This is a genomic window from Pyrinomonadaceae bacterium, from assembly GCA_036277115.1.
GTDB lineage: Bacteria > Acidobacteriota > Blastocatellia > Pyrinomonadales > Pyrinomonadaceae > UBA11740.
Map to the genome: position 1 here is coordinate 49,719 of DASUNM010000023.1, position 23,896 is coordinate 73,614.

The following is a 23,896-nucleotide window of genomic DNA, read 5'->3' on the forward strand; positions in this document are numbered from 1 at the left end:
TTCAGTCACAATCGAATTTGTTGAACCGCGTCAGGTCGACAATGTCGCCGACTGCTACTTCTACCACACGATGGATCTGCCCGGCCTCGGCGTGCAAAAAGGCCATTGGGACTTGCGTGACCGTTTCACAGATTACGTTGGCGGCGTTGACGTCAAAGGCAAATCAGTTCTGGATATTGGCACGGCGACCGGCTTTCTCAGTTTTGAAGCTGAAGCGCACGGCGCGGCGCGTGTTGTGTCACTCGACATGAGCGACGTGCGGCAGCAGGCTTTTGTTCCTTTCCGCGGCGGGCAGTACCACAAAGATTACGAAGGTTGGATTCGCGAGTATGGTGCGCGCATCGAGAAGTGGAAGAACGCTTATTGGCTGTCTCACCGGTTGCTGAATTCGAAAGCCGAAGTCTATTACGGAGACGTTTACGCGCTTCCGCCAGAGCTGGGGCAATTCGATATCACGATCGTTGGCGCCGTGTTGGAACATCTGGTCGATCCCGTGTCCGCGCTGATTTCCATCGCGCGCCTGACGCGCGAACGCCTGGTGCTGGTGACGCCTTTGATTGAAACCGATGAAAAGATCGCGCGCTTCGAACCGAGCGCCGACCGGCCGGACGATGACTTTACGTGGTGGACTTATTCAGTTGGGTTATATCGCGAGCTACTGACGATTCTCGGCTTCACAATCGAAAGGGTTACTCACGCCGATTACTACCACGAATACGCTGGCCGAATGGAAGAACGCGCGACTCTGGTTGCCGTCCGGCCTGCGTAGCCGTCACACAACTTCGATCGATTGCTTCACTGTCGCTGATCCCAAATCCTCGAACCACGCCAGGTGCTCGGAAACCATGTCGAACATGAGAATGTAATTGCCGGGCTGTGCCGGCGCGGGCACTTCGATGTCAATCTCAACTGCTTCGCCGGGCGCAATGTCGCGCGGCAGAAACGCTCCGGCGTGATACCACGATAGGGGCTCTTCATTTTCGTCGAGCACATGCGCGACCAGATGTACGGCTCCCTCTTCGCTGGCGCTCTCGCCCTTTAACCAGCGCGCGTAACCAATATTTTCGACGTTAAAACGAAAGCGCAAAACTTCGCCCACCCCCGCCGTCGTTGGCGCGGAAGACAAAGTGAGCCGTGCGGCAAGATAGTTCACCGCCCGGCTGTCAGGATAAGGCTCGCTTTTATGACAGGCAGCGATGACGCGATCAGCCTGCACGCCCGGGAAAATTTCCACGCGTTCGAACCCCACGCTCTTCAATAGCGCCGTGAGCGCATTCACGCTCGGGACGAACCAGTTATAAATTGCTTCTTTCGCATCGGCGGTATTTTCAATGTACGCGAGGGGATGAAGCGTCGGGCGGCTCCCGCCTTCGTCGTACTCAAATGAATCGGGAACCTTCTCAGGCGGGTAAACAGCGGTTTCAATCACGAGCAACTCGCGCGTAATCGCGAACAGTTTCTCCAGCGCCAGCACCGGATGCTTGCAGTGATAGATCAGCCCGAGTGCCAGGGTCACGTCGAACTGGCCCATCTGAATGGGATCGAGATCATAAACCGACCGCCGCTCATATTCGACATCGGCGCCAAGCACGCGCCGGACGAACTGCGCCTGGCGAATTAAGTCCCGTTGCGAATCGACTCCGAGCACGCGCGCCGCGCCGCGGCGCTTCATTTCAATCGAATAAAAGCCCGCATTGCATCCGACATCGAGCACGCTTTTTCCGCTTAAATCATCGGGCGTGCAAACCTGGACAGCTTTCCAGGTCGGCTGAGGATGTTCGACGGGTTCACCAATGGCGCTCCGGGTTTTTGTGCGGATTCCATCACCCAGATCGATGCAATGAAACCAGGGTTTAAGTCGCGCCAGTCCGAGTAGAATCTCTTCTTTGGTCATCCGTGATATCAGGCGACCTGGAATGCAATCACCAGGGGCTGCGATCCTCTTTGCTCGAACCAGCAAACGTGTTGGTCGACGAGATCAAGTTTAAGCGAGTATTGGCCGCGGCGGTGTGGAGCAATGCGCTTGAAGTTAAGCGTGAGACTCTCTCCGGGTGCGACTGCGTGCGGCAACACCGGTTCTCCGTGAACTTCGCTCACCAGAGTACCAGCCTCATCTGTGATTAGCGTGGCCGGCATCACAATCCCGGTGCGCGGGTCGGCGCCCGCCAGCCACAACGTGTCGCCGGTGTTCTGTATCGTAACCGTAAGCTCAAACTCCTCACCCGCTGACAAGCCGGCGATCGAGCTGGTTGTCGTGATGCGCGCCTGCAAATCGTTCGGACTGCGGCTGTCGGGGACGGTTGCCGCATGCGCGCCATCCGCGACTTTTTTACAAGCAATGTAATGAAAATTCGTATCGACACTACGTAGCGACAGTTGTTGCTGATGGTTCAATTCGTCGCGTGGAAACAGGCCGTTCACGCTGACGTAATCACCGGTGATCGCAAAACCGTTTTCTTCCAGGAGCTGCCGCAGGTACGGATAATCAAAGGGAGCTTCGAGCGTGCCAAACTCGCGCATCACGTCGTGTAATTCGTTCTCGCTCGCAGACCCTGTATGCGGGCGGTCACCCTCGAGAATGAAGAGCAGTCCGCCAATGCCCATCATCTTGGCGGCATGGCGGATCACCGCCGCGTCGTCTTCGAAATGATGGAGCGAGTCATAACAAATCACGGCATCGAACTTTTCCGGGAGCGGCGCCAGCTCAACGTCATGCACTTCGAAGGTGCAACGCAAGGGCGTTTCATGATCAGCGCCATACGGAACACGAGCAACACGTTCGCGCGACATCTCGATAAGGTCGGGGCTTATGTCGATTCCCTTCACCACATAACCCAGACGTGCAAAATATTCGCTCAGCCATCCCGATCCACACCCAAGGTCCAGAATGCGACTACCGGGAGGCAGCGCGAGCGTCACAGCGATGTTGGCAAAGTCGCAGAAGTGGCGATGCGTGTCTTCGTCCATGGCGAAGTTCTTGTACTTCGCAGGTTTGTTAGCCAGATTGTAAAAAGGCTTCGTGCGGAGGTGATGACGCCGCTCATCACTGATCCTGCTTAAGTACTCGCGGGCGCCACGTTTGTAATCGATGCCCTCAATTTTTCCACCGCGGCCAGGTGCTGGATCTACGGGATCATTGCCGTGGCCGTTTTGAGTTATGGGGGTTTCAGACGTTATTTGCCCGGGACGAAGAGAAGTATCTATCACCGAGCTGGCAGACGCGGGCGGAGCGAGCAATGCAACCTCCGCCGCCATCGATCGCAAGAGCTGATCATCTGAGGCGCGCATACCAACGGTCGCTAATTCATTCGCGACGTCGTCCACCAACCGCCGTCTGGAACGGCTGGCTATTACGCGGTGAAGGAACTCGATGTACTTCGTGGCGCTATCTTCAATCCGGTGCTCGGCCAGAACATGGGCGCGCGCGTTTCGGCCTATTTGGGCACGAAGCGGCTCGTCCTCGATCAGCTTTCGCAGATACGCCTCGATCAGCGCATCGGTTGCGTTCTCATGCTCAACCTTGACGACGGCGTCGTTCGGAAATTCCGAGAAGGCGCCGATATCTGAAACGATGGCCGCCACACCCGCAGCCATAATGCGGCACAGGCTTCCTGATGTCGCGCCCACTGAACGCTCGCGCAAACAGATCGCGATGTCCGTCCGCGCAATCCATTGCTGAAACTCTTCGAGCGAAACGTGTCCGGTCACCGAAACCCGATCACTTAGGCCGTAACGCGCGATTATCTGTGGCAGCTCAGGGAAGTTGCTATCCGATCCGACCAGCGTGTATCGAAAATCGTAAACGCTTTTTAGTTTGGCCAGTATTCGTAAGGCCCGTTCTATGCCCTTGTCCGGCGTAATCAGTCCAAAGGAAGCGATTTGCACTGGACCAGTCGCGGAACGATCGAGGCGCGGCGCCGCCGCGGCGGCTTCGCGGGTGATGTGATGGTTGATTCGGGCGCAGGGGACGCCGGGCGCGAGCTCCGCGAAACGTTCTGCCTGCCAGGCCGAATGAACGATGATTCCTTCGGCGGATTGGGCAATGCTGCCGTTGAGCGGAAACTCGAGTGGCTTGTTTGCGATGGCCGGCGTCGCGCCTCGCGAAAGAAGTTCAGCGGCTTCGTCGCGCGCTTTCCAGCCGTAGCAACGTTCCACCTCGTTCAGATACACCCGCAAGTCGTTGCGGTCTCGCGCCAGACCAAGAAAAAAGTCCTGCAAAGCGAAATCGTGAAAGACCACCACGCCCGGACGAGTTTGCATCGCCTCCAACATGCCTGCGTGATAACGATGATCGTTGCCCATGTGATAGATGACAATATCGAAATCAGCAAGCTTCCCCAGGTGTGAACGTTTCCGGCGATAATCAAACACTTCGAAACGCGAAGTCAGCTCGCGATTCATCGGTTGAAAGCCATCGACAAACAGAGTGACCTCAGCGTCCGCTGCCAGCAGCGGAAGCAGCTCTTCGCTGTAGTCTGAAATTCCGGATCGCTGTGGCGTGAGCGGACTGAAGTAGGCGAGACGCATGGAAAGTGTCAATTGTCAGTTGTCAGTCGTCAGTGATCAGTAGTCAGTTGTCAGTTGTTCAGTTCTTCAGTTGTTTAGTCGTTATGCCGCGATCAACTCCAAACTACTGACAACTGACTACTGACTATCTCATTATCGAACCACCGACAAATTTGTTCTGGCCGTCGGTGATCCTTTATCGCTGAACCACGTGACGCCTTCCTGGACGACGTCGATCTCCAGGATGTAATCGCCCGGATCTTTCGGAGCGGTAATCGACAAAGGCACTTCCTCTTCCTCGCCCGGCTTCAAATCCTTCGCTATTCCGTAGCGTCCGTCCATGTCGGTCAGCTTCGAGCCGTCAGCTTTCAGCCAACGATTACCTGCCGCAACGTAGAATTTGTTGTCCGGCCGCGTGTTAACGGGCGCTCCGCGGGCCCACCACTGAACGGTGCTGGCGTTTTTGATCCTCACTTGCACCACTATTTTCTCGCCGGCGCGCAGTTTGGTTGGCGGACTAACGAAAGTGATTTGCGCCTTGTAGGCTTCGTTCGGCAACTCGGCCGGCGTTGTAGGAAGTGATGCGCGCTTTTCCGGGTTCACGGTGGTCGCCGGTCGACTGCCCGAACACGCCGATGTGCCGATGGCGGCGCCGAGCACGACTATTAAGACAAATTTTGAGGTCGTCATGAAGTGGTCCTCTTGCTTAGTTCATTGATCAGTTGACTGTAACCTTTGCACGAAACGTGGTGGATCCGCGATCGCTGAACCACGCCACGCCTTCCTGAATAACGTCCAACTCTAAAACATATTCACCCGGCGTCGCGGGAGCCGTAATTGTGAGTCGCAACGTTGCGCTCGTTGCCGGCGGCAAATCGTCAGCCAAAGCCACACGGCCATCCACGTCCGTGACTTTTTGTCCGTCTTCCGTGAACCAGCGATTCCCGACGGTTATTTGATACTGCCACGTCGGCTGCTGTCCAGGCCAACGAATGTTGCTCGCATTTTCCAGGCTTACCTCCAGAACGTATTTCGTTCCGGCTTGCAAAGTCAAAGGCACCTGCGGAACTCGAATTCTCGCGTTGAAAGCGCTGTCCGCCAGCGGCAAGCCTCTTGGCGCAGAGTCACCTGCGTTCGAGGTTTCGCGCGAAGCGGGAATAACTTCGACGAGCAACATGTCGAATGTCGTCCGGCGCGAAAAGTACGGAATTGAAAATGGCCGCACCGAGCCGGTCGCCAAACCACGCTTTGCCAAGACTTCGCGCGCGCTTTGAAGATGCGCGGCTTCAGTCAACGTAAACAGGCGTTTGCCTTGTGCGGCGGAGATAGTCTGATCAAACTTTTCGCGACCGCTTCTTGTTACAAAGTATTCCTGTGTTCGAGCGCCTAACGTGGGAATGTCTGGCTTCAGCAGGGCCATAAATGCCGTGGTCTTGTAGGTGGTCTCGATCCAACCGTCCACGTCATTAAGCGCGAATTGATCATCGGCCGAAAGATAGGTGCGGAGGTCTCTGTCACGCAGCAGTTCACGCGTTTCGGTCACCGTGTCTCGTATCGATCGAGCGGTCAGGGGCGCGCGCATGCTCCACTCATACTGATTACCATAGGCGAAGGCGAGCCCAACCTGCGCCAGCAAGAGCGCGCAAACCGCGCCGGCTGTCAGCCATCGCAACGGCCTGGCAGATTTTGCCAACGCCATCCACAGGTCGTGAACCAACCGCACGATAATGATCCCGGTGGTGATTTCGACAAAGATCGCATAACGGCTGTAGCCGCTGGCCGCGCTCCAAAGCAAAGCGCCCAACAGAGTAATAAAGCACAAGGCGCGAACCGCCCCATCTTTCCTTGCGACTACCAGACAGATCAATGCAGCGATCACGCCCAGGGACATGCGCCCGCTATAGACCGGAAGCTCACAGAATCGCTCAGGCTTGAAGAAAACGACTATCGGCCACGATAAAGTCTCAAGCAGTCCTTGCGGACCCCAGCGCGGGTCAAACACGTTCGTGTTGGGCCAATAAGGCGATTTGAAGATGGCGTTGTAGAACGGGAAAAACGCGTTCCCTGTCAGGCGGTACACCAAAACCGAAAATGGGACCAACGGCGCCAGAAAAACCGCACCGAAAACGGCGAGGACTTTAGCGACCGTTGTCACGGTCAGGCCTCGATACGCCGCGGCGATGTTAATGGCAAAAACGAGCGCGATGGGGATGGCGAAGACGAGGTTCGCCAGTTTGAAGGTGACGCTAATTCCGAGGAACAGAGAGATCACCAAACTGCGGCGAACGAGCCACGCTGGTTCCACCCGCTGCAAAGCTTGCCTGGTTGCTTCCAGCAACAGTGGCAGCGCCAGCAGATCGATCATGTAGTTGTTTAGCTGGAAAAAGATCTGCTCGGTGCAAACAATCAACAGAATTGCGACGGCTCGCCACCACCGGCCGCGAACGAATTGAAGCAGCATCCGATCGAGAATAATTCCCAGCCACACAACCGCCGCCAGATTTGAGATCGTCCCCAGCCGATAACCCAGCAAGTAGCGGTAGAAACCCGTAAGCAGATCAGGCGCCGGATTGAAGAACGCCGGCGTCGGAAAAAAGTCTGAAGGCTCCACCAGCGGTCCGCGCAACGCGTGCTCGGTTTGGAAAATGTGATAGTTCAGAACGTCGAAAGAAATATCCGGATAGAGCGCGCGCAGAAGATAGATGCTCACCAGCGGCACAAAGACCACGATCCAAAATGCTCGCGAAGGCGATTCGTCATCCGGCGATTTGATTAAGACGTACGCGCACCAGACCGCCAGAGCCGCGACGGCGGCAAGCGTCCATCCAATGTAACGATTGGGAAGTCCGCAGAAAAATTGCCAGGTGACTACGAGCAAATACGGCGCGAAGATCACATCTTCGAGTTTCAGTTGCCGAAGAAACCGTTTGCCCAGAGATTTGGTGAAGGGTGAGTCGCTGATCATTTGGACTGGCGGACAGCGTCACGAACTTCGTCGATCATTACCTGCACCTGATATTCGAATTCCTGCGAACGCCGCGCAATTGAATGCAAGATCAGGCCAACTGCCAGCAGCAGCAGACCGCACAGCACTAATCCAACAGACAATACTGCCAGCAGCGGTCGTTGCGTTGACTGGCGTTGGAGGATCTCAAAAAGCACGACTAAACCGGGAATGATCCCAAGCACCAGTAAAAAAACCGCCGGCAGGCCAAAAAATGTGAGCGGCTTATAGTCGCGGAACAGCGCCAGAATCGTGTTAATGATCAGGAAGCCGTCGCGAAAGAACTTAATTTTTGAATGACTGCCCTCAGGCCGCGCCGTCAAAGGCGTGGGAATCTCGACAATGCGAAAGCCCCGGGCGATGGCTTTGATGGTGAGTTCGGTTTCTATTTCAAATCCACCGCCAAAGACTGGTAGTGACTTCACGAACTTGCGATTAAAAGCGCGATAGCCCGAAAGGATATCGGTGAGCTTTACGCGAAAAATCGAGTTCAGAATAGCAAGGACCAGCCGGTTGGCCCAACGATTCAATTGCTTGAATTCACTTTTCGTTTGCGCGTGCAGCCGCGAGCCTACGACCATATCGGCCTCGTCATGCAAAATCGGCTCGATCAGACGTCGCACTTCGCTCGCGGGGTAAGTGCCATCGCCATCGACCATTACAAAAACGTCAGTCTTAATGCGCCGAAACATTGACTGAACCACGAAACCTTTGCCGCGCCGCGGCTCGCGATACACAATCGCGCCGGCTGCACGCGCGAGTTCAGCGGTCCCATCGGTTGACGCATTGTCAAAGACAAAAATTTCCGCCTCGGGCAATTGTTGCCTGAAACTGGTGACGACATCAGCAATGGTTTTCTCTTCGTTGTAACAGGGAATGAGAATCGCGATGTTCATTGATTCGTATTGATCGGCCCCTTATTCTTCAGGCGCACATGTAGCGGAACAGGCAGGACTGACGCGCACATGCCGGGTTAGCTGCGTGCCGGGACGACCCGTTCGGAAGAAATTAACGGCTATTCGTAGCCTGAGAGACCATCAGATCAGGGATTGCCTTGGCACTCGCCACTTCACCAGGACTGGACGAGAGTTTCTTCCCACCTGCTGCAAATATTCGAAATGATCCTAAGCCCATCCTTTCCAAACGGAACTTAATTGAGGTGACCAGAACCCCCAACCCGTAGGTGACGCTGCGCGTGAAATTTATAGAAGAGGCTTCCTCGAAGTATCTCGTCGGGCACGAAATCTCACCAATTCTGAACCGGAAGTAAATAACCTGGGCCAGCACTTCGTTATCAAACAGAAAATCGTTCGTGTTTTCTTCCAGTGGTAATGACTCCAAAACCTGGCGCGAGAAGGCCCGGTAGCCAGTGTGGTACTCCGACAGCTTTTGTCCGATCAGCAGATTCTGAAAGGCAGTCAAAAAGCGGTTCGCGACATACTTGTAAACGGGCATGCCCCCTTCAAGCGCGCCGTTACCTAAAATACGTGAAGCCAGCACCACGTCGTACTCACCGAAAGCGATCATTCCCACGAGCGGCGTTACGAGTTTTGGCGAATACTGGTAATCAGGGTGGACCATAACCACGATATCGGCGCCCCGCGCCAGGGCCTCGCGATAACACGTCTTCTGATTTTTTCCGTAACCCAGATTCTTCTCATGCACAAAAGTTGTCAGGCCGAGAAGCCGCGATAATTCAACCGTCGTATCCTGACTGGCATCATCGACCAACAGAACTTCATCGACGAGATCAAACGGGAGGTCGTGATAAGTCCTTTCCAGTGTCCGCGCGGCATTAAAAGCGGGCATCACGATAATGATTTTTTTCCCGTTGAGCATAGGCTTGCGTTTCTAAAACGTTAAGGTGGTGCGAATGATCAAACGATCAAAGTCGGGCGCCCTAACCTGAGTGAGATTCATCCCTAATTGATTTGACATCCAGTCATGCCGATCAACACAATGCCTGACTTAACCTTAATCAAGGAAAGCAAATAACAGCCTGGCCAAAATGATAACGTCAGCGTCAACTGAGACTCAACACTCGAATGAGCACTCGGGAAGAAAGACAACGTTAAGGAGAATAAGTCAACGCTTGGCGGGCAACAAGTACGCGCGCGAAGGATTTATTATCGCAGGTTTCCTGGCCCTCACGAGCCTGATGACCTGGCCATGGGTAACGCGGCTGCGCGATGCCTGCGCTGATCCGGGTGATCCGTATCTGCTTTCATGGGTACTCTGGTGGGATTACCACCAGACGTTCACCTCACCGTTGCATCTCTTCGATGCAAATATCTTCTATCCCCTGCGCCAGACGCTGGCTTTTAGTGAGAACGACTACGGCATCGCTCTGTTGTTCTTTCCGCTCTTCGCGCTCGGTTTTCAACCGCTGACGGTAAACAGTATTGCCACATTTCTGGGTTTCGCTTTTTGCGGTTACGGGGCATTTCGCTTGACCCGAACCTTGACGGGATCGACGGGCGCGGCGTGGATCGCCGGCATATTTTTCGCTTTCCTTCCTTATCGTTTTCATCTTCTCTCGCAGGTGCATTACGTTTTTGCCGGCTGGATACCGCTGACCCTCGAGGCGCTCATTCTTTTCGCGCGTGAGCGCAGCCGCAAGCGCGCGGTCTGGCTGGGCATCGCTTTTACGATGAACGGGCTGTCCTGCTTATCCTGGCTCGTCTTGTCGTCAGTCCCGCTCGTGTTGTCTTTGGCATTCCTGCTCATTCGTTACCAACTCTTGCGTGACCGAAAATTTTGGTTACGCGGTGTAGTCGCTGCGGGTGCATCGGGGCTGGCGCTTCTCCCCTTCATGCTGCCGTATCTTCGCGTCAGCAAGACATATGGATTCAGTTGGGGACCGGAAGTAGTTGCCAGAACTTCACCGACTGCACTTCGCTGGGTGGTCGCCGAATACCGCAACCTGCTTTGGAAAGGCTTGGGGGACAACGTGCCGGGAGGCGGTCCGAAATTGTTTCCGGGTCTGCTCGCCCCCTTGCTCGCCCTGGCCGCTTTGTTTCTGCCTGCGTGGGGGGGTTCTTCGCTGCGCAACTCGGAAGCAGAAACTACGACCGCTCGTAAAAGTGACGAGGACCACGGACCTGTCAAATGGGTTGTGGCGCTTGACGCGGTCGCAATCGTCGGTGCGATCTTTGTCGTGCTTTCACTGGGGTGGGCGGGGTCCACATCCCATCCATTCCTCGGACGATTTTTCGCAGGGGCCACGCTTTACCGATCGATCTATGTTCTGGTAGCCGCAGTCTTAGTGCGCTCTTTGATTAGGTACCCGGCATTCCTAAGGCGAGTGACAGGCGCTAAGAGCCTAATCAATCATCTCACCCGGCCCGAACGAACAGAACCACTGTGGCGCCGGGGGATATTGGTAATAGCCTCCCTTGCCATTTGGATCTCGGTGATTGCGGCGATCGTGCTTTTTCTTTTCGACTGGACTGGAGGTTCGGGGGGCGCGATTTCGGGGAAGTACCTAAGCGGGCCGCTGGATCAACTGCGGTTTGTTTTCGCTGTGGCCGTGATTGCGAGATTTTCATTTGCGTACCCCGGATGGCTAAGGCGCGCCACTGGCGCAGGAAACCTGATCGAACACATTCGCGAGGCGCGAAATGGTGACGCTTTGTGGCTGGGTGCGATTTGGGCGACCACAGGTTTCTTGATGTCCCTCGGAACCAACTCCTGGTTCTATCGAATCCTGTATGACCTGGTATTTCTTTTCCGCGGAATGCGCGAACCCTCACGCGCCGCGATGATGGCGAGTCTCGGCCTGGCCGTGTTGGCGGGCGTGGGTAGCATGAAAATCGCGCATGCCCTTGCGCGTCGTCGCCAACACGTTCGGCCCGCAATGGTCCTTTGCGTTATCGTTATCGCCCTGCTCTTCGAACTGCGCGCGGCGCCACTGCCCCTTTTTCGCGGAGCTGCCTACCCGGACGAATTGACGCTCCGCCTGAAGCAGACGCCCATGCGCGGTGGTTTGGTTGAGCTGCCAACGGGAAACGGCATCCTGCCCCATCTTTACATGCTTCGGGCCGCGGATCATGAAAAGCCACTCATCAATGCGATCTCAACCTTTGTTCCACAGCATGCCTGGGAGATTGAGAGCATGTCGAAAGCCGCCCCTATCCCCGGGAAATTACTGGACGCAATGGAAAAGGTACCCACTTCATATCTGGTGATCCATAGCCCGCTGATTGAACCGGAACGCCGGCCGGTTTACGAGGCGTTTCTATCCATCGGTGTGGCAACCGGCCGTCTGCGTTTCATCAAGCGGTATGGAGCCGGCGATGATCTTTATGCCGTAGTTAAAACTGAACCGGAGATAAAGAGTGAGGCGGAGTTACCTTTTGCGTTGAAACTGAATGAATGGGCGGCTCTTATTTCAAACGACCCAGTCAACATGCTGGGTCAACATCGCGAGTGGATGCAAACACTGTATCGAATCCACCTGGTCTCAACCCAGACGCTGCCGCGTTATAAAGAATTTCTCGAAGACGCAAAGCGAATGTCCGCCGGCGTTGTGTTTGGAGAAGAAGACCAACGGCAGCTCGAGCAAAATCTGCGCGACTTTGCGGCGACGTGGATCGAACGACCCGCCTTCAAGAGCAAGTACAATCAACTGACTAATGAAGACTTTGTTGATCAGCTCTTCCGAAACGCCGGAGTGTCCCCGGATCAGCAGGAGCGCAATACGCTCAGTCAGTCATTATCTCAGGGCCAGCTCAACCGTGCGGACGTCCTGCTGCGCGTAGTGCAAAACGAGAGTTTCAAGCGCAAGGAACACCATCGTTCACTGGTGGTACTGCATTACTTTGGCTACCTGCGGCGCAATCCCGACGACTTGCCGGACGGCAACTTAAATGGAATGCGTCATTGGCTAAACGCCGTCGAGCGATCAGGCGACATTTCGCGTCTCTCGGTAGCTTTCAAGGCTTCGTTTGAATACGAAAAGCTCCATCAAAAGAAATAACGTTTCCGCGGGCAACTGAATGCTGGGAATCCTCTTACTCGCCGGCTCCTGGTTAACAGGATTCGCTATCGTGCGCAGGCTGGCGAGCGAGCATTTCAGTCTTCCTCAACAGATCCTCTCCGGACTGGTTATTGGCTGGGTGTTGTCAGTGGCACTCACGTATTTGGCGGCTCGAGCGATCGGCAGACTGAGCTTTTCACTCATTATCGCTGCGACGGTCGTGGGTTGGTTCGTCGCACTCGCTCTTTCTTTCACGAAGATTAGATCACTTCGGACGCACTTTGAGCGCGGATTCTCGTGGCGTCGCGAACACACCGGTTTGGCGTTTGTGCTGGTGGTCCTCGCGCCAATCTTTTGGAAAGTTTTTTCCGCGCAAATGTTCGCGCGCGACGTGGACGGAGTTTATTCTGGTGGCTCGAGCCTCTACGACCTGAGCTTTCACGCCGCGATTGCATCATCGTTCGCCTACGGCGAAAACTTTCCACCTGTCTATCCGCTGCTCCCTCCTGAGCCGCTGCTGTATCCACCGCTGCCGGACTTTCACGCGGCAATGTTGATGGCCGCGGGCTGGGGTATTCGCGCGGCATTCATAGTGACTGCGATTCCTTTAGCGTTGGCAATTGCCGGACTCTTCTATTTTTTTGCGCTGCGTCTGGCGCAATCGGTACGCGCGGCAGTCATCGCAACTTTTCTGCTCCTCTTCAATGGCGGATTGGGTTTCATCTATTTTTTCCGCGATTGGCGTGCCAGCGGCCACGGCTTATTCGCCGCGCTGTCGCATCCGGCTGACAACTATTGCAATTCACCCGCGCACGGCCTGCATTGGGTAAATATCATCGCAGACATGCTCGCGCCACAGCGCACTAGTCTTTACGCCCTGCCGCTGGCGCTGATAGTACTCACGACCCTGGCGATTATTTGGCAGAGACTTGCGGAAAATAAATCGAACGAGCCGAAGTCGCGCACAATCGTTCTGCTTAGCGCTACCGGTTTGTTGGCGGGCGCGATTGCATATGTGCAGCCACACATTTTGATTGCTGTCGCGATTGTCGCGCTGGCGCTGTTCGCACTGAAACCGCGGCGCATTTGGTTTGCCTTTTTCGTTCCCGCAATCTTGATGGGCCTTCCGTTTCTTATCACTGCCGTTAGGCACGCTACCGGCGGCGGTTTCCTGCGGTTCCAGCCCGGCTGGCTGGGACGCGACGAACCAATCCAAATCATTTACTGGCTGCGCAACCTCGGCGCGCCTTTATTGCTGCTGTTTTTTGCATACTTTACCGCTCCGCTGCACTGGCGCCGGTTCTATTTGGCGTTTGCAGGTTTAATGCTCGTCACCGTGCTGTTTGTGCTTTCGCCGAACGATTACGACAACCTGAAGCTGATGTATGTGTGGTACGCGCCGACGTGCGTGCTGATCGGCATGTGGCTGGCGCGCTTGTCCAGAAAGAGATGGCTGGCACCGCTCGTCGCAATCACACTGGTAGTAAGCATGGCGTCAGGCGTCCTCGCGGTGCGTCGTGGGATGATCGAGCGAGAGATGATGTTTACCGCTGAACAGGCACAAGCGGCTGCTTATGTCCGCGAACACACGGCCCCGCGCGCGCTGTTTCTCGCCGCGCCCACGTTTCATCAACCAGTCTTGAGTCTCGCGGGCCGCCCCGTCGTGCGCGGTGTGACTGACTGGCTCTGGAGCCACGGCTACAATTTTCAGGACCGCGAAGCGGACGTGCGACGAATTTATGCGGGCGCTGAAGATGCCGCCGAATTGCTTCGCTATTATCGGATCGATTATGTCTACCTGGGCGATGCGGAACGCGCCGACATGAAAGCGGACTCGGCTTTTTTCGACCGTCACTTTTCGGTCTTCTATCGCTCCCGGTCAATTACTATCTATGACACGCGCAGTGCCTTTCAATCCTCGCCTGCGTTCACAAGACCTGAGCCGCGCGAACTTGCGTCGCGCATTGATAAAGACCCGTATGCGCTGCTAATCGAATTTCCACGCACAAGCTTTTTCGTTTATCGACTTTACAAGACTTCGTACGCGCGGCTGCCGCGCCGCGACGAATTCATGGCGGCCATGAAGAAGCTCGGTCAAGGAGTGTTTGTTGGCTCCCCGAACGGGGAAAGCCAATTGAGCGCCAACCAGACATCTCTGTTGAACGAGTGGATGCAAGGTGCCGAGTTCAAAACACTTTACGAATCCAGGTCAAACGCAGAGTTTGTCGATATGCTGCTGCGGAATACTAATGAACAATTGGGTGGGGCTGCGCGGGACCAACTAGTAAACCGATTGGACTCCGGAGCAGACACTCGCGCATCGGTACTGCTCCGATTTATTGAAGATGAACGTTTCCGAACGCGCGAATATAACTCGGCGTATGTGCTGGCGCATTTCTTTGGTTACTTGGGTCGAAATCCCGGTGACCCGCCGGACAAGGATTTGAGTGGATTTAACTACTGGCTTTCAGTTCTTGATCGGACGGGTGACCGTCGCAGCCTGAGCCGTGCATTTCTGGAATCATCCGAATACAAATCACGGCCCGTAAATTAATTCCGAGACAGGCTTTGCATTGGCAGACGCAAAGGCTGGGAGCCGTTCTGCGAAAACCAATTGTTCGGTTCCTGCACGAGATCAATTTCCAGAAGCGATGCGCCCAACGGCGGCGAAGTGACCGGCAAATCGACGTCGTTTACGTCTCCGGGTTCCAAATCGTAATTCAGCTCAGTCCTGCCCGCGTCCGAAAGAAACGTGCCGTCAGGTATAAGCCAACGCGCACGCACCACCACCGCATGCCGACCCTGACTATCGCCCACGCATGACCACGGCGCGTCGCTTGTGTTCTTCACCGTAACCCGCAGAGTTTCGCCACTACCAGTTTGCAGGATCTTCGGCGTGTGTCTCAGAGCAATTTGGGCGCGAAATGCTTCGCGAGGCAATGCGGCAACTTTCGGTTCAGCGTTCGAAGGCAGGACTACGTAGACAATGTAGTTCAAACTGCGCGCCAGCAAGCGACAACTGTCACATGTTCTCTCAGTGCTTATCACCACACTGTCCGCCGGTATGAGCTCGCGGCGGTCCGCGCGAACAAACCTGCCCGCATCAACATCGGTCAGGAGGCCGTGCCAAAGCGACTGGATGTAACCGGATTCGCCGGGCGGATCAAACAAGTAAATGCGGTCACGATGCAACGCGAGCGCCGGGGTCAGGACCTTGCGCGCGAACCGCGCGTCCATGAAATACCAGCGCGACGGGGACTCACGATGAAACAGAAATTGAAAGTACAGCCCCTGAAGAACAATGAGCGCAACTGTGGCCACCAGTAATGACGGTTGCAACCTTCCCTTTGCCGCGATGCTGTGCGCGCTGTCTTTCGCATTTGCGCCGGATGATAAGCGTTTGAGTGCCGGCACCATCAACACATGCAGAAACACCGGAAAGGCAACCAGCCGGAGCTGCGGAAACTCATTTACGGTCAGCGCGGCGGGCACGACTGAAACGAACAGCGCATAAACAATGAACCTCCACCACGCGTCGCGACGCAGCGTAGTAATGACGATCGCTAAGCCTGCTACTGCGATCACAAACGTCACCAGCAGCACGCTGCCCATGCCGCTTGTGTGATCTCGTGGATTGTTCTCGCCCAGAACCAGCATCGTCCAGGGGTTGATGTCCTGCAGGTAATGAAGGAAGAACTGCCAAACCTTTGCGAACGCCGATTCGTTGGCGCCGAGATAACTGATTGTTTTGAAGCGCGCAGACAACGCTCCCGGGTGCCTGAACGCAAAGACCATCATCGGCAAAAGAGTTACTGCATATGCCGCGAGGGTGCTCGCGACCGCGCGCCGGTTACCTTTGCCGGCAAATAAGATGAGACCTAACGCCAGCAACGGGCCGAGCAACCTGCCAATCGAATAGCTGTAGGTGAGAAGCGCGAGGGTTACGGCGATAAGAACCACGTCGCCTGCGCGCCAGGCAACTCGAACAGTGGCGCGACTCAACGCCAGCAGAAAGGCCACCACGATCAGTGGATAAGCAGCCGCTTCGAAGACCAAGCGGCTGCTTTCATAAAGCCATGGAGTTAGCGTTGCGGACAATCCGACGATCATTCCGGACATGAATTGGCCCGAGATTTTCCAGGCGAGCACCGCCAGAAGTAACGCCGCCGTCACGCCCAATAGGGCGCAAAGCGCGCGCGCCACAAACATGCTCGGGCCGGTGGCTTTAAAAACCAGAGCGAGCAGATAGATCAGTGTCGGATTTTTGAATTCTCCGAACGCCTGGAAATAGAGCGGCCAGGCCACGCCGGATTCGTCACGTCCGGATTGAGAAATGGTGTAAGCGTTGTAAGCGATCGATGACTCGTCGATGTAAAAGCCGGGTGGATCGGCGGGAACGCGATAGAAATAAATGGCGAGGGCAAACGCGATCAGTCCGGCACAGAAAAGGTAACGCCAAATCGACTTTGCCTCGCGCCAGCGATGAAGTTGAGTCTGCAAGCTTCGGATCAGGCCGCGCTGATGATCTTATCAACTACGTTCGACCAGCCAAGATTCATGGATGAGATTTTTTCCAGCCCTTTTTCGCCCATCAGACGCGCGCGGTTGCGATCGGCGTAAAGCTGATCGATTGCTTCAGCGATTGCTTTGGGGTCGGGTTGCACGATCCCTCCAGTGATTTGATCTTCAACGAATTCCGTCGCGCCGCCGCTGTCGCTCGTCACGATCATGGGCTTGGCTGACAACATGCCCTGCAAAGTTACGTAACCATAATCTTCATCAAAGGGCAGGTAACAAACGCCCAGCGAGTTCGCATACAGTCCGATCAGATCGTCCTCGGAAACAAAGCCGCGAAAAGAAATTCGATCGGCGACGCCATGTTGACGGGCCAGCGCCTGGTAATGCGAGGCGTCGCTTGAGCTGCCGGCAAAAACTGCCTTGACGGGCGCGCCTACATACTTCATGGCTTCGATCAGCAAGGTCTGTCGCTTCTGTGGTTCGAGGCGGCTGGGATAAAAGAGGTAATCGCTTTGCTCGCCCGCGCGCAGGCGATCAGCCAATGGCGGCGGATGATACAGCACCTCGCTTTCGAGGTTGTTGTATTTCTTCAGGCGGTCAGCAACGGTGCGCGAATTGGCGAAAACCTTTTTCGCGTCGGGAATCAGTTTCTCGTCACAGTGTTTGATCCACTCGCGGACGCGGGGGCCTTCGGGAAAGGTCGAAAGATCGTCGAACGCCGTACCCCAAAGGTTATAAGCCGAGCGATGCTGGTGCAAAATCCAAAGAACTTTATTTGGGTGCGCCACGAGGTAGGCCGGAAACTTCATTCCGATCACTAAATCGACGGGCCGTCCGTTCGCGGCCGACAGATCGAGCATGCGCCAGGCCATGGCGCCGCGCATGATTTCCATCGGTGGGTACCACTTGAAGGGCAGGGCTACGACCTCCGTCGCGTGCCCGGCGGCGACCAGCGCGCGCCGCAAGCCTTCGACGTGGTCTTCTGCGCCACCGCGTGTGAAAGGAACCTGGGTCGTGCAGATTAGGACATTTCGAATCATCGAGTGAACTTAGGGCGGGCCAAAACGTGAACGATATTCTGTCGAGCTAATGAACGCCTTGACCATTTCCGATCGAATGTAGTCGCCATTAAACGAGTTTAGCTTGGTCAGCCAGGAGTTGAACCCGGTAAAGTTGTTATCGGGCGGGTCGTCCGGGCTTCTGCGCAGATAGCCGAAGTACTCCATCAGTACAAATAAATTATTGAACTCTTGTTGTTTGAACGACGCCCTCTCAGATATTTCTCTTAGCACCGTCGCGCGTGTTTTCGTACCGCCGTTCAGTCCCGCCACCCACGCATCGCGATCGCTCGGAGGAAAGCCGCCACCCGCGTTCTGAATCAACCGGTCAACGTATTGCGCGTTGGACATCGCCGCATACGTATGCACGAATTCAGGCCGGGCAATAAAGTCGTTGAAATACTCCTGCTTGTTGGCAGCGAGCTGGGTCTCAAAGCTCCCGTTATCAAAAATGAGATTGCGCTGAAGCTGCTGCACGTCGCGCATGAACTGGCCGTACCGGACGGGCACGGGCGCCCCCGGAAGGTTTCCAAAGGCAGCCTTATTCGCCAGATACGAGATCGGGCCAGTGCGCTGAAATTCTATGGCCAGAAAGAACGCGGCTGAGACGTTGATCCGTTTGACTTCTCGGCACTGCTCCGTCAAGCAAGACGTGATTTCATTCGTCCAAAAATCCCAGCCCGAGGAGTCGGGTTCGCGATTTAGGAAATCGAGATAGTGCTCGCGCACAAACAGCCTTGCATCATCGTTCGTGTTGGGCGGTTGCCGCGGCGTGTCAAACTCGTTGTCCATTATCGACAACGTCGCCACCGAGGGCGCAACAATCTCTGCTCCGGTAGAGTTGCTCAGTGCGAGAAACAAAGGAGGTGCTGTGCCGCCGCCGATCTCATGATCGTCGATAATCAGAACGCGAAATGTCTTGCTGGTCTCTCCCGGATTGAAAGTTATTTTGCCCAGCGCAATTTCGTAGTCGCGGCCTTGCTGCGCGCTGTCGTCTACCGTTGCGTAATTCACGGTCGCCGGATCGCCGACGACGCCCGAACGAGTCACCGTAATGTCGACGAACGGATCTGTTTCGGAAGCAGAGTAAGACGCCGCACTAAATTTGATCGTGGTCGGCGGGATCCCGGTTACTGGTTTTAGCGATCCGAAGAGCCCGTGCCGTTGGCCGAAAATTCCTGCGGCGAAATACAGAACGTTGGCGTCACCACCGTTAACACCATTGCCAAACGTGAATCCGTGGAGATTGTCGATTTGCAATGCGGCCCCGGTAGCGTCACTCATGACGCCGATATGCTCACCGGTAGCCGTAAAGGCATTAATGCTGGCGCGGAAGGGTACGTTGATTACATTACCGACCAGCAACAACCCGCTGAACCCGCCGGAACCATCTGGTGCAATTGCGAGTCCCCAGGGGCCAGCCAGTGGCCCGTTGTCGATCGCGAAACTGGTTATGCGATTTCCGTCGAGATCGAATTTACGCACATAGCCGCTGGCCGAAGTTAAATCGGCGTAGGTGACATAAAGCGCGCCGCCAAGATTCTGAATATTGAATGGACGAAAACTGCCCGGGACGGTCAGGTCGGCGAAATTTCCGGGCAGCGATGCCGGGTTGAACGAACTATCGAACACATCGATCTTGCCGTTGGTGAAATCAGCGGCCAGCAGAAACGTACCCGATGCGGTGGTGGTGATTGCCACACCCGTGTAGTTATGACCGGGGACGAAACGCTGCACCGTGGCCATGTCGCCCATACCGGGCTGCCAGGCGTTAATCGCTCCGTTGCGGGTCACAAAAATGAAACGTGCAGGAGCTGCGGGAGTCGTAGGTGTCAACGACGCGAGGAACCCGCTGGTCGTGTTCGCGACCACCGCAGTCGCGGCTACCGGTATTGCAACGACACTCTCTGGCGGAACAATTGAAATTGAACGAAGGTCCGGATTGGGGACTAAGGGACCACCCGAAACGTCACCTACATAAAGACTCGCAGACGAACCCCCGTTGTTCACGACGCAGAACGGCGTATCCGGTCCGACTGAAACGCCCCAGGGGTTCCGAAGCAATCGATCTTCAATCAGGGCCACGCCCGGAAGATTTGCGACCAGGTTTGTTTGACGAAAGATCACTCCAAATGTAAGGGCGGCAGGATTTCGCTTATCAGTTCGGAGTTGTGCGACGGAAGTGAAAGAACTGACGAAAATCGCCGCGATCAAAGCCAGGCTGATTGTCGTGAATCGGAACGGATAAAAATTTACCTTCTTGACCATTGCATCCCCCAAATTCAACCGGCGATCGACGCCGTGGTGGCAACTATGTTGCAGACCGCGACCGACAACTCACGATCATCGCGAGTTTCATCCTGTCCCGGTCGCGGTTGCCATGTCCGGTCTGCGCGCAGCTCGAGCTCGAAGCGGTCAGCAGCACTGTTCGAGAGCTCATCAGGAACAGCCAAAGACATTTCGACCCAACCCTGATGAAATATGGATAGATACCCAATCCTAAAGCCGTTTAGCAGGACTTCGAGAGTCAGCGGTCGAGCGCGAAGCTCAGGCAGATGCGTAGTTAGATCGAATTCAATTAGTGAAACAGCGGGAGCGGAGAAGATCAGCTTAGCGGTCTTGCTCATCCACCGCGCGACCGGCGGCAGCATGTTGGGTTCGTACCAACCGTCGTCAAAGAGAGCGTCCGAATCGCGATCAAGTGAGATGGTTTGGCTCTCGCCGTTGTTAGTGTGTGCCTTTGGATACAGCGCGCGTCGATCGCGGTGCTCGTTGTAGAAACGGCCGAGCGGTTTGTCAGACGCCTTCAAAAAAACATACAGCCCGCTCTTTGGCAGCGACAAATCGAGATCGGAAATCTTCCCGAACACATACCCCATGGCCATGTCGAACGCGCGCCGTTCCTTGAACGACAACCCGCGCAGGTAATCCAGGAAATCTGATTCGAATCTGAGTCCGTATTTGTCGGACTGTTTTATGAATTCTTCACTACTCAAACAGAGGGCGTAGCGTGGCTCCCACGCGACATGCTTGAACAGGCGGAGAAAGCGTTTACCGTGCTCCTGTTCTTCCTCGAGGCCAACGTGGCCGTCGATATCTACAAATTTTCTGAGTTCCTCGGCGCTCATTTCGTCATAATTTCTTTGCGCGGCGTGATCGACGCACTCAATTCCATGCATCGTCACGCCGTCCGGACGCAGCACACGTTTGATCTCTGCCAGCACGGCGTCTTTTTCCTCGAAGCCGACATGGCCCAGGACATCCAGGCTGACGACATAATCAAAACTATCTTCCGGAAAAGGCAGGCGCATCAGTTCACTTGTGACTGTCACATCGTAGCCATTGCGCCGCGCCGCGAGCGAACATTCAGCAGACAAGTCCACGCCGGTGAGCTTTACCCCTTTCCGTTTCAGCAACGCGAGCATTCCGGCGCCGCAACCAAGATCCAGCACTGAAGCTCCGGCGCGCACGTTGTCGTAAATCCACATGGTGCGCGCGAAGCGGATATCAAACCGGTCCAGGGCTTTGAAGTAGCGCGCATCCAGCACTTCATCGGAGACAAATTTAGTGCGGTAGAAATCGCTGCGGTCGTAAATGCCGGCGCGGTTATAAAGGTTGTCGTCTCGGTCTGGCATCACCCAGAGTTTCGCTGCTCCAATTTTTCCACCCGCGCATCGAGGGCACGCCGGCCTCGATCCTCGAGGATCGCTGCCTCACTGACTTCCAACGAAAGCTGCTTAAACAACACGCGCTGCTCATCGCGCAGTTCGTTGGCTGTTTCGGCTATCTGTTGCGCGAGGCTGGTTTCAGTCAGGCGCTGCTCCGCGCGCAGTGTGTTGGCAGTTTCCGCACTCTGTTGCGCCAGGCCGTTCAGCATGTCATTGACGCGCGCCAGCGCGGCCTTAGTCTCAGTCAATCGAGTTTGGACCTCGGTGCGATCCTTTACCTGAGCTGCACGCAGCCGCTCTAATTCCGGCGCCTGTTTTTCGAGTAGCGAGCGCAACGAGTGAACTTCGCGCTCGAGGGCTTCCAATTTCTGATCGCGTGCGGCCGCGTGTTCGCGCTCCGCCGCGACCACAGTAAGAATATCCTTCAAGGCGTGATGGACGGCTGCGTTAAAGTTGACCTGTTCCCAGGTAAACCACCGCGTGAGGCCCTTGAACGAGTTCTTTATCCACAATTCCGCCCGCGCCAGAGCGCCGCTCCGATTGCTGACTACCGGGGGCAGCCGGTCCCAGGCCCGCGCGGTCACGCTCAAGTCAGCTGCCACTCGCTCCAGATTTTCATTACGAGCTACTGCCGGTTCCATCAATCCATTTGGTGATGGCTTCGGCTGGGTGACGTCTGCCGGAAGTGTGGCGGCGGTACGCTCTTCAGCCCGAACGCGCTCGCGAATCTCATTAAGGATGGTTTCCACGTCGCTGCTCATGTTTTCAATAGGTGACGCAAAACTTCGAAGCGCTTGCAGGCAACAAAGCGATAAGAACGTCGAGCCAACTCCATATGCTCAGACGGCCGTCACGGGTTCGGCAGCCGAATCAAGTTGGTGAGCGTCGAGCGTTTTCGAACTGCCCTGTTCGATTCGCCGCGCGGTTGCGGTCGCATTCAGATTGGCGACGCCTTCAGTCAATATCGCACTGGTTACGCGAAAGAAAATTACACCGTCCATCCAATCATATGCCTCGCCGTCCCGGCTGTGAATGGCGCAGGAGATCGAATACTGATCCACACCCAGCCAACAGTTGAAAGCGAACTTCACCTCGAGCGCGTCGCCACGTTGGATTGCGCCAAACTCGATCTGCTGCTCCTCCGTATTGGTGCCAAAGGCGCTGATGCCGTGCCGGTTGCGAATCAGGAAGCCGATGACCGGATTATCTATGTGGCGATTTGCCCGAGCCACGATGCGCATCGTGACGGCAGCTCCTGTCTCAACGATTTCGACGCGCCGGTGATTTGCGTCCTTCAGTTCGGCAGCGACCAGTTCAGCGGCGTGATTTCCATGACGATAGGTATAAGCAGGCGGCTCAAAAATTTGAAGTTCCGCGAGCTCGGCGTCAGTCGTGCGCTCTGTTTCGGCGTCGAAAGCGAGCTCGCGGTCCATAATGATCTTCTGGTAGAGGTTCAGTACGTCAGGCGGCGCCCCGTCGGCGATTATCTTCCCATGATTCATCAGGATGGCGCGCGAGCACAGCGCTCGTACGGCTGCCAGATCATGCGAAACGAATAACACGGTGGTGCCGCGCTCCTGCAATTCGTCGATGCGGCGCAGGCAGCGATTCTGAAAAACGGAATCACCCACCGCCAGCGCTTCGTCCACCAGGAGAACATCCGGTTCGATGGTGGCCGCAATGGCAAACGCGAGCCGCACGTACATGCCGCTGGAATACGTTTTGACGGGTTGATGAACGAAGTCGCCAATTTCGGCGAAGCGCTCGATTTCCGGCAGCAGCTTTTCGGTCTGAGAGCGTGAGAAACCCATGAGCGACGAATTCATGAAGATGTTCTCAATGCCCGTGAACTCAGGATTAAAACCGGCACCCAACTCGAGCAGCGCGGCGATCCGTCCGTCGTAGTGGACGCTGCCGTGCGTCGGCTCGAGCGTGCCGGTGATGATCTGTAACAGCGTCGATTTACCGCTGCCGTTCGGTCCGATGATTCCGGTTGTGGTTCCCTTTTCAATTTCGAAGCTGACGTCTTGCAGTGCCCAGAACTCCTGATGGCGCTTAAGACGTCCGCGCGTGAGCGACTCTTTCAGGCGGTCGATCGGCTTCGCATAGATGCGATATTGCTTGGAAAGATTTTCGACGCGGAGGGCCAAATTCACATGGTGGA

At 55.6% G+C, this 23,896-nt stretch carries 15 protein-coding genes; 3 read left to right on the forward strand and 12 right to left on the reverse strand.

What is annotated here, in order from left to right; genetic code table 11:
• Window positions 1-70: 70 nt before the first annotated feature.
• Window positions 71-769, forward strand: coding sequence for a methyltransferase domain-containing protein (locus VFX97_07260; protein HEX5702981.1), 699 nt, complete (start codon window positions 71-73; stop codon window positions 767-769).
• 3 nt (window positions 770-772) lie between these two features.
• On the opposite strand, the gene VFX97_07265 is transcribed toward VFX97_07260, so the two are convergent.
• The 6 genes from VFX97_07265 to VFX97_07290 all read right to left on the reverse strand — a co-directional run bounded on the left by VFX97_07265 (window position 773) and on the right by VFX97_07290 (window position 9,349).
• Window positions 773-1,894 (reverse strand): DUF1698 domain-containing protein, encoded by a 1,122-nt coding sequence (locus VFX97_07265; GenBank protein ID HEX5702982.1) that lies wholly within the window; start codon window positions 1,892-1,894, stop codon window positions 773-775.
• Window positions 1,895-1,902: 8 nt separating this feature from the next.
• Window positions 1,903-4,527: a methyltransferase domain-containing protein gene (locus tag VFX97_07270; GenBank protein HEX5702983.1), complete on the reverse strand. Its 2,625-nt coding sequence runs from the start codon at window positions 4,525-4,527 to the stop codon at window positions 1,903-1,905.
• 132 nt (window positions 4,528-4,659) lie between these two features.
• Window positions 4,660-5,196 carry a hypothetical protein gene (locus VFX97_07275; GenBank protein HEX5702984.1) on the reverse strand — a complete coding sequence of 179 codons (537 nt, stop codon included), beginning with the start codon at window positions 5,194-5,196 and terminating at the stop codon, window positions 4,660-4,662.
• Window positions 5,197-5,224: 28 nt separating this feature from the next.
• Window positions 5,225-7,471, reverse strand: a complete 2,247-nt coding sequence (locus VFX97_07280; protein HEX5702985.1) for a hypothetical protein — start codon at window positions 7,469-7,471, stop codon at window positions 5,225-5,227.
• Window positions 7,468-8,406 (reverse strand): glycosyltransferase, encoded by a 939-nt coding sequence (locus VFX97_07285; protein ID HEX5702986.1) that lies wholly within the window; start codon window positions 8,404-8,406, stop codon window positions 7,468-7,470. Before VFX97_07285 ends, VFX97_07280 begins: the two co-directional genes overlap by 4 nt.
• 112 nt (window positions 8,407-8,518) lie before the next feature.
• On the reverse strand, window positions 8,519-9,349 hold the full coding sequence (locus tag VFX97_07290) for a glycosyltransferase family 2 protein (protein HEX5702987.1): 831 nt from the start codon (window positions 9,347-9,349) through the stop codon (window positions 8,519-8,521).
• Between the two features lie 253 nt (window positions 9,350-9,602).
• Here VFX97_07290 and VFX97_07295 point away from each other — a divergent pair, with 253 nt between their 5' ends.
• Window positions 9,603-12,488, forward strand: coding sequence for a DUF4214 domain-containing protein (locus tag VFX97_07295; protein ID HEX5702988.1), 2,886 nt, complete (start codon window positions 9,603-9,605; stop codon window positions 12,486-12,488).
• A gap of 19 nt (window positions 12,489-12,507) precedes the next feature.
• Window positions 12,508-15,042 (forward strand): hypothetical protein, encoded by a 2,535-nt coding sequence (locus VFX97_07300; GenBank protein ID HEX5702989.1) that lies wholly within the window; start codon window positions 12,508-12,510, stop codon window positions 15,040-15,042.
• Here VFX97_07300 and VFX97_07305 read toward each other — a convergent pair.
• From VFX97_07305 to VFX97_07330, 6 genes are all read right to left on the reverse strand, one after another.
• Window positions 15,039-16,988, reverse strand: a complete 1,950-nt coding sequence (locus VFX97_07305; protein HEX5702990.1) for a hypothetical protein — start codon at window positions 16,986-16,988, stop codon at window positions 15,039-15,041. The two genes, VFX97_07300 and VFX97_07305, sit on opposite strands and share 4 nt — an antisense overlap.
• 8 nt (window positions 16,989-16,996) lie before the next feature.
• Window positions 16,997-18,046 carry a glycosyltransferase family 4 protein gene (locus VFX97_07310; GenBank protein ID HEX5702991.1) on the reverse strand — a complete coding sequence of 350 codons (1,050 nt, stop codon included), beginning with the start codon at window positions 18,044-18,046 and terminating at the stop codon, window positions 16,997-16,999.
• Between the two features lie 9 nt (window positions 18,047-18,055).
• On the reverse strand, window positions 18,056-20,332 hold the full coding sequence (locus VFX97_07315; protein HEX5702992.1) for a TIGR03118 family protein: 2,277 nt from the start codon (window positions 20,330-20,332) through the stop codon (window positions 18,056-18,058).
• Window positions 20,333-20,346: 14 nt separating this feature from the next.
• Window positions 20,347-21,699, reverse strand: coding sequence for a methyltransferase domain-containing protein (locus VFX97_07320; GenBank protein ID HEX5702993.1), 1,353 nt, complete (start codon window positions 21,697-21,699; stop codon window positions 20,347-20,349).
• Window positions 21,699-22,493: a hypothetical protein gene (locus tag VFX97_07325; protein ID HEX5702994.1), complete on the reverse strand. Its 795-nt coding sequence runs from the start codon at window positions 22,491-22,493 to the stop codon at window positions 21,699-21,701. The genes VFX97_07320 and VFX97_07325 overlap by 1 nt, the downstream gene beginning before the upstream one ends.
• A gap of 78 nt (window positions 22,494-22,571) precedes the next feature.
• Window positions 22,572-23,888, reverse strand: a complete 1,317-nt coding sequence (locus VFX97_07330; protein ID HEX5702995.1) for an ABC transporter ATP-binding protein — start codon at window positions 23,886-23,888, stop codon at window positions 22,572-22,574.
• Window positions 23,889-23,896: the final 8 nt, after the last annotated feature.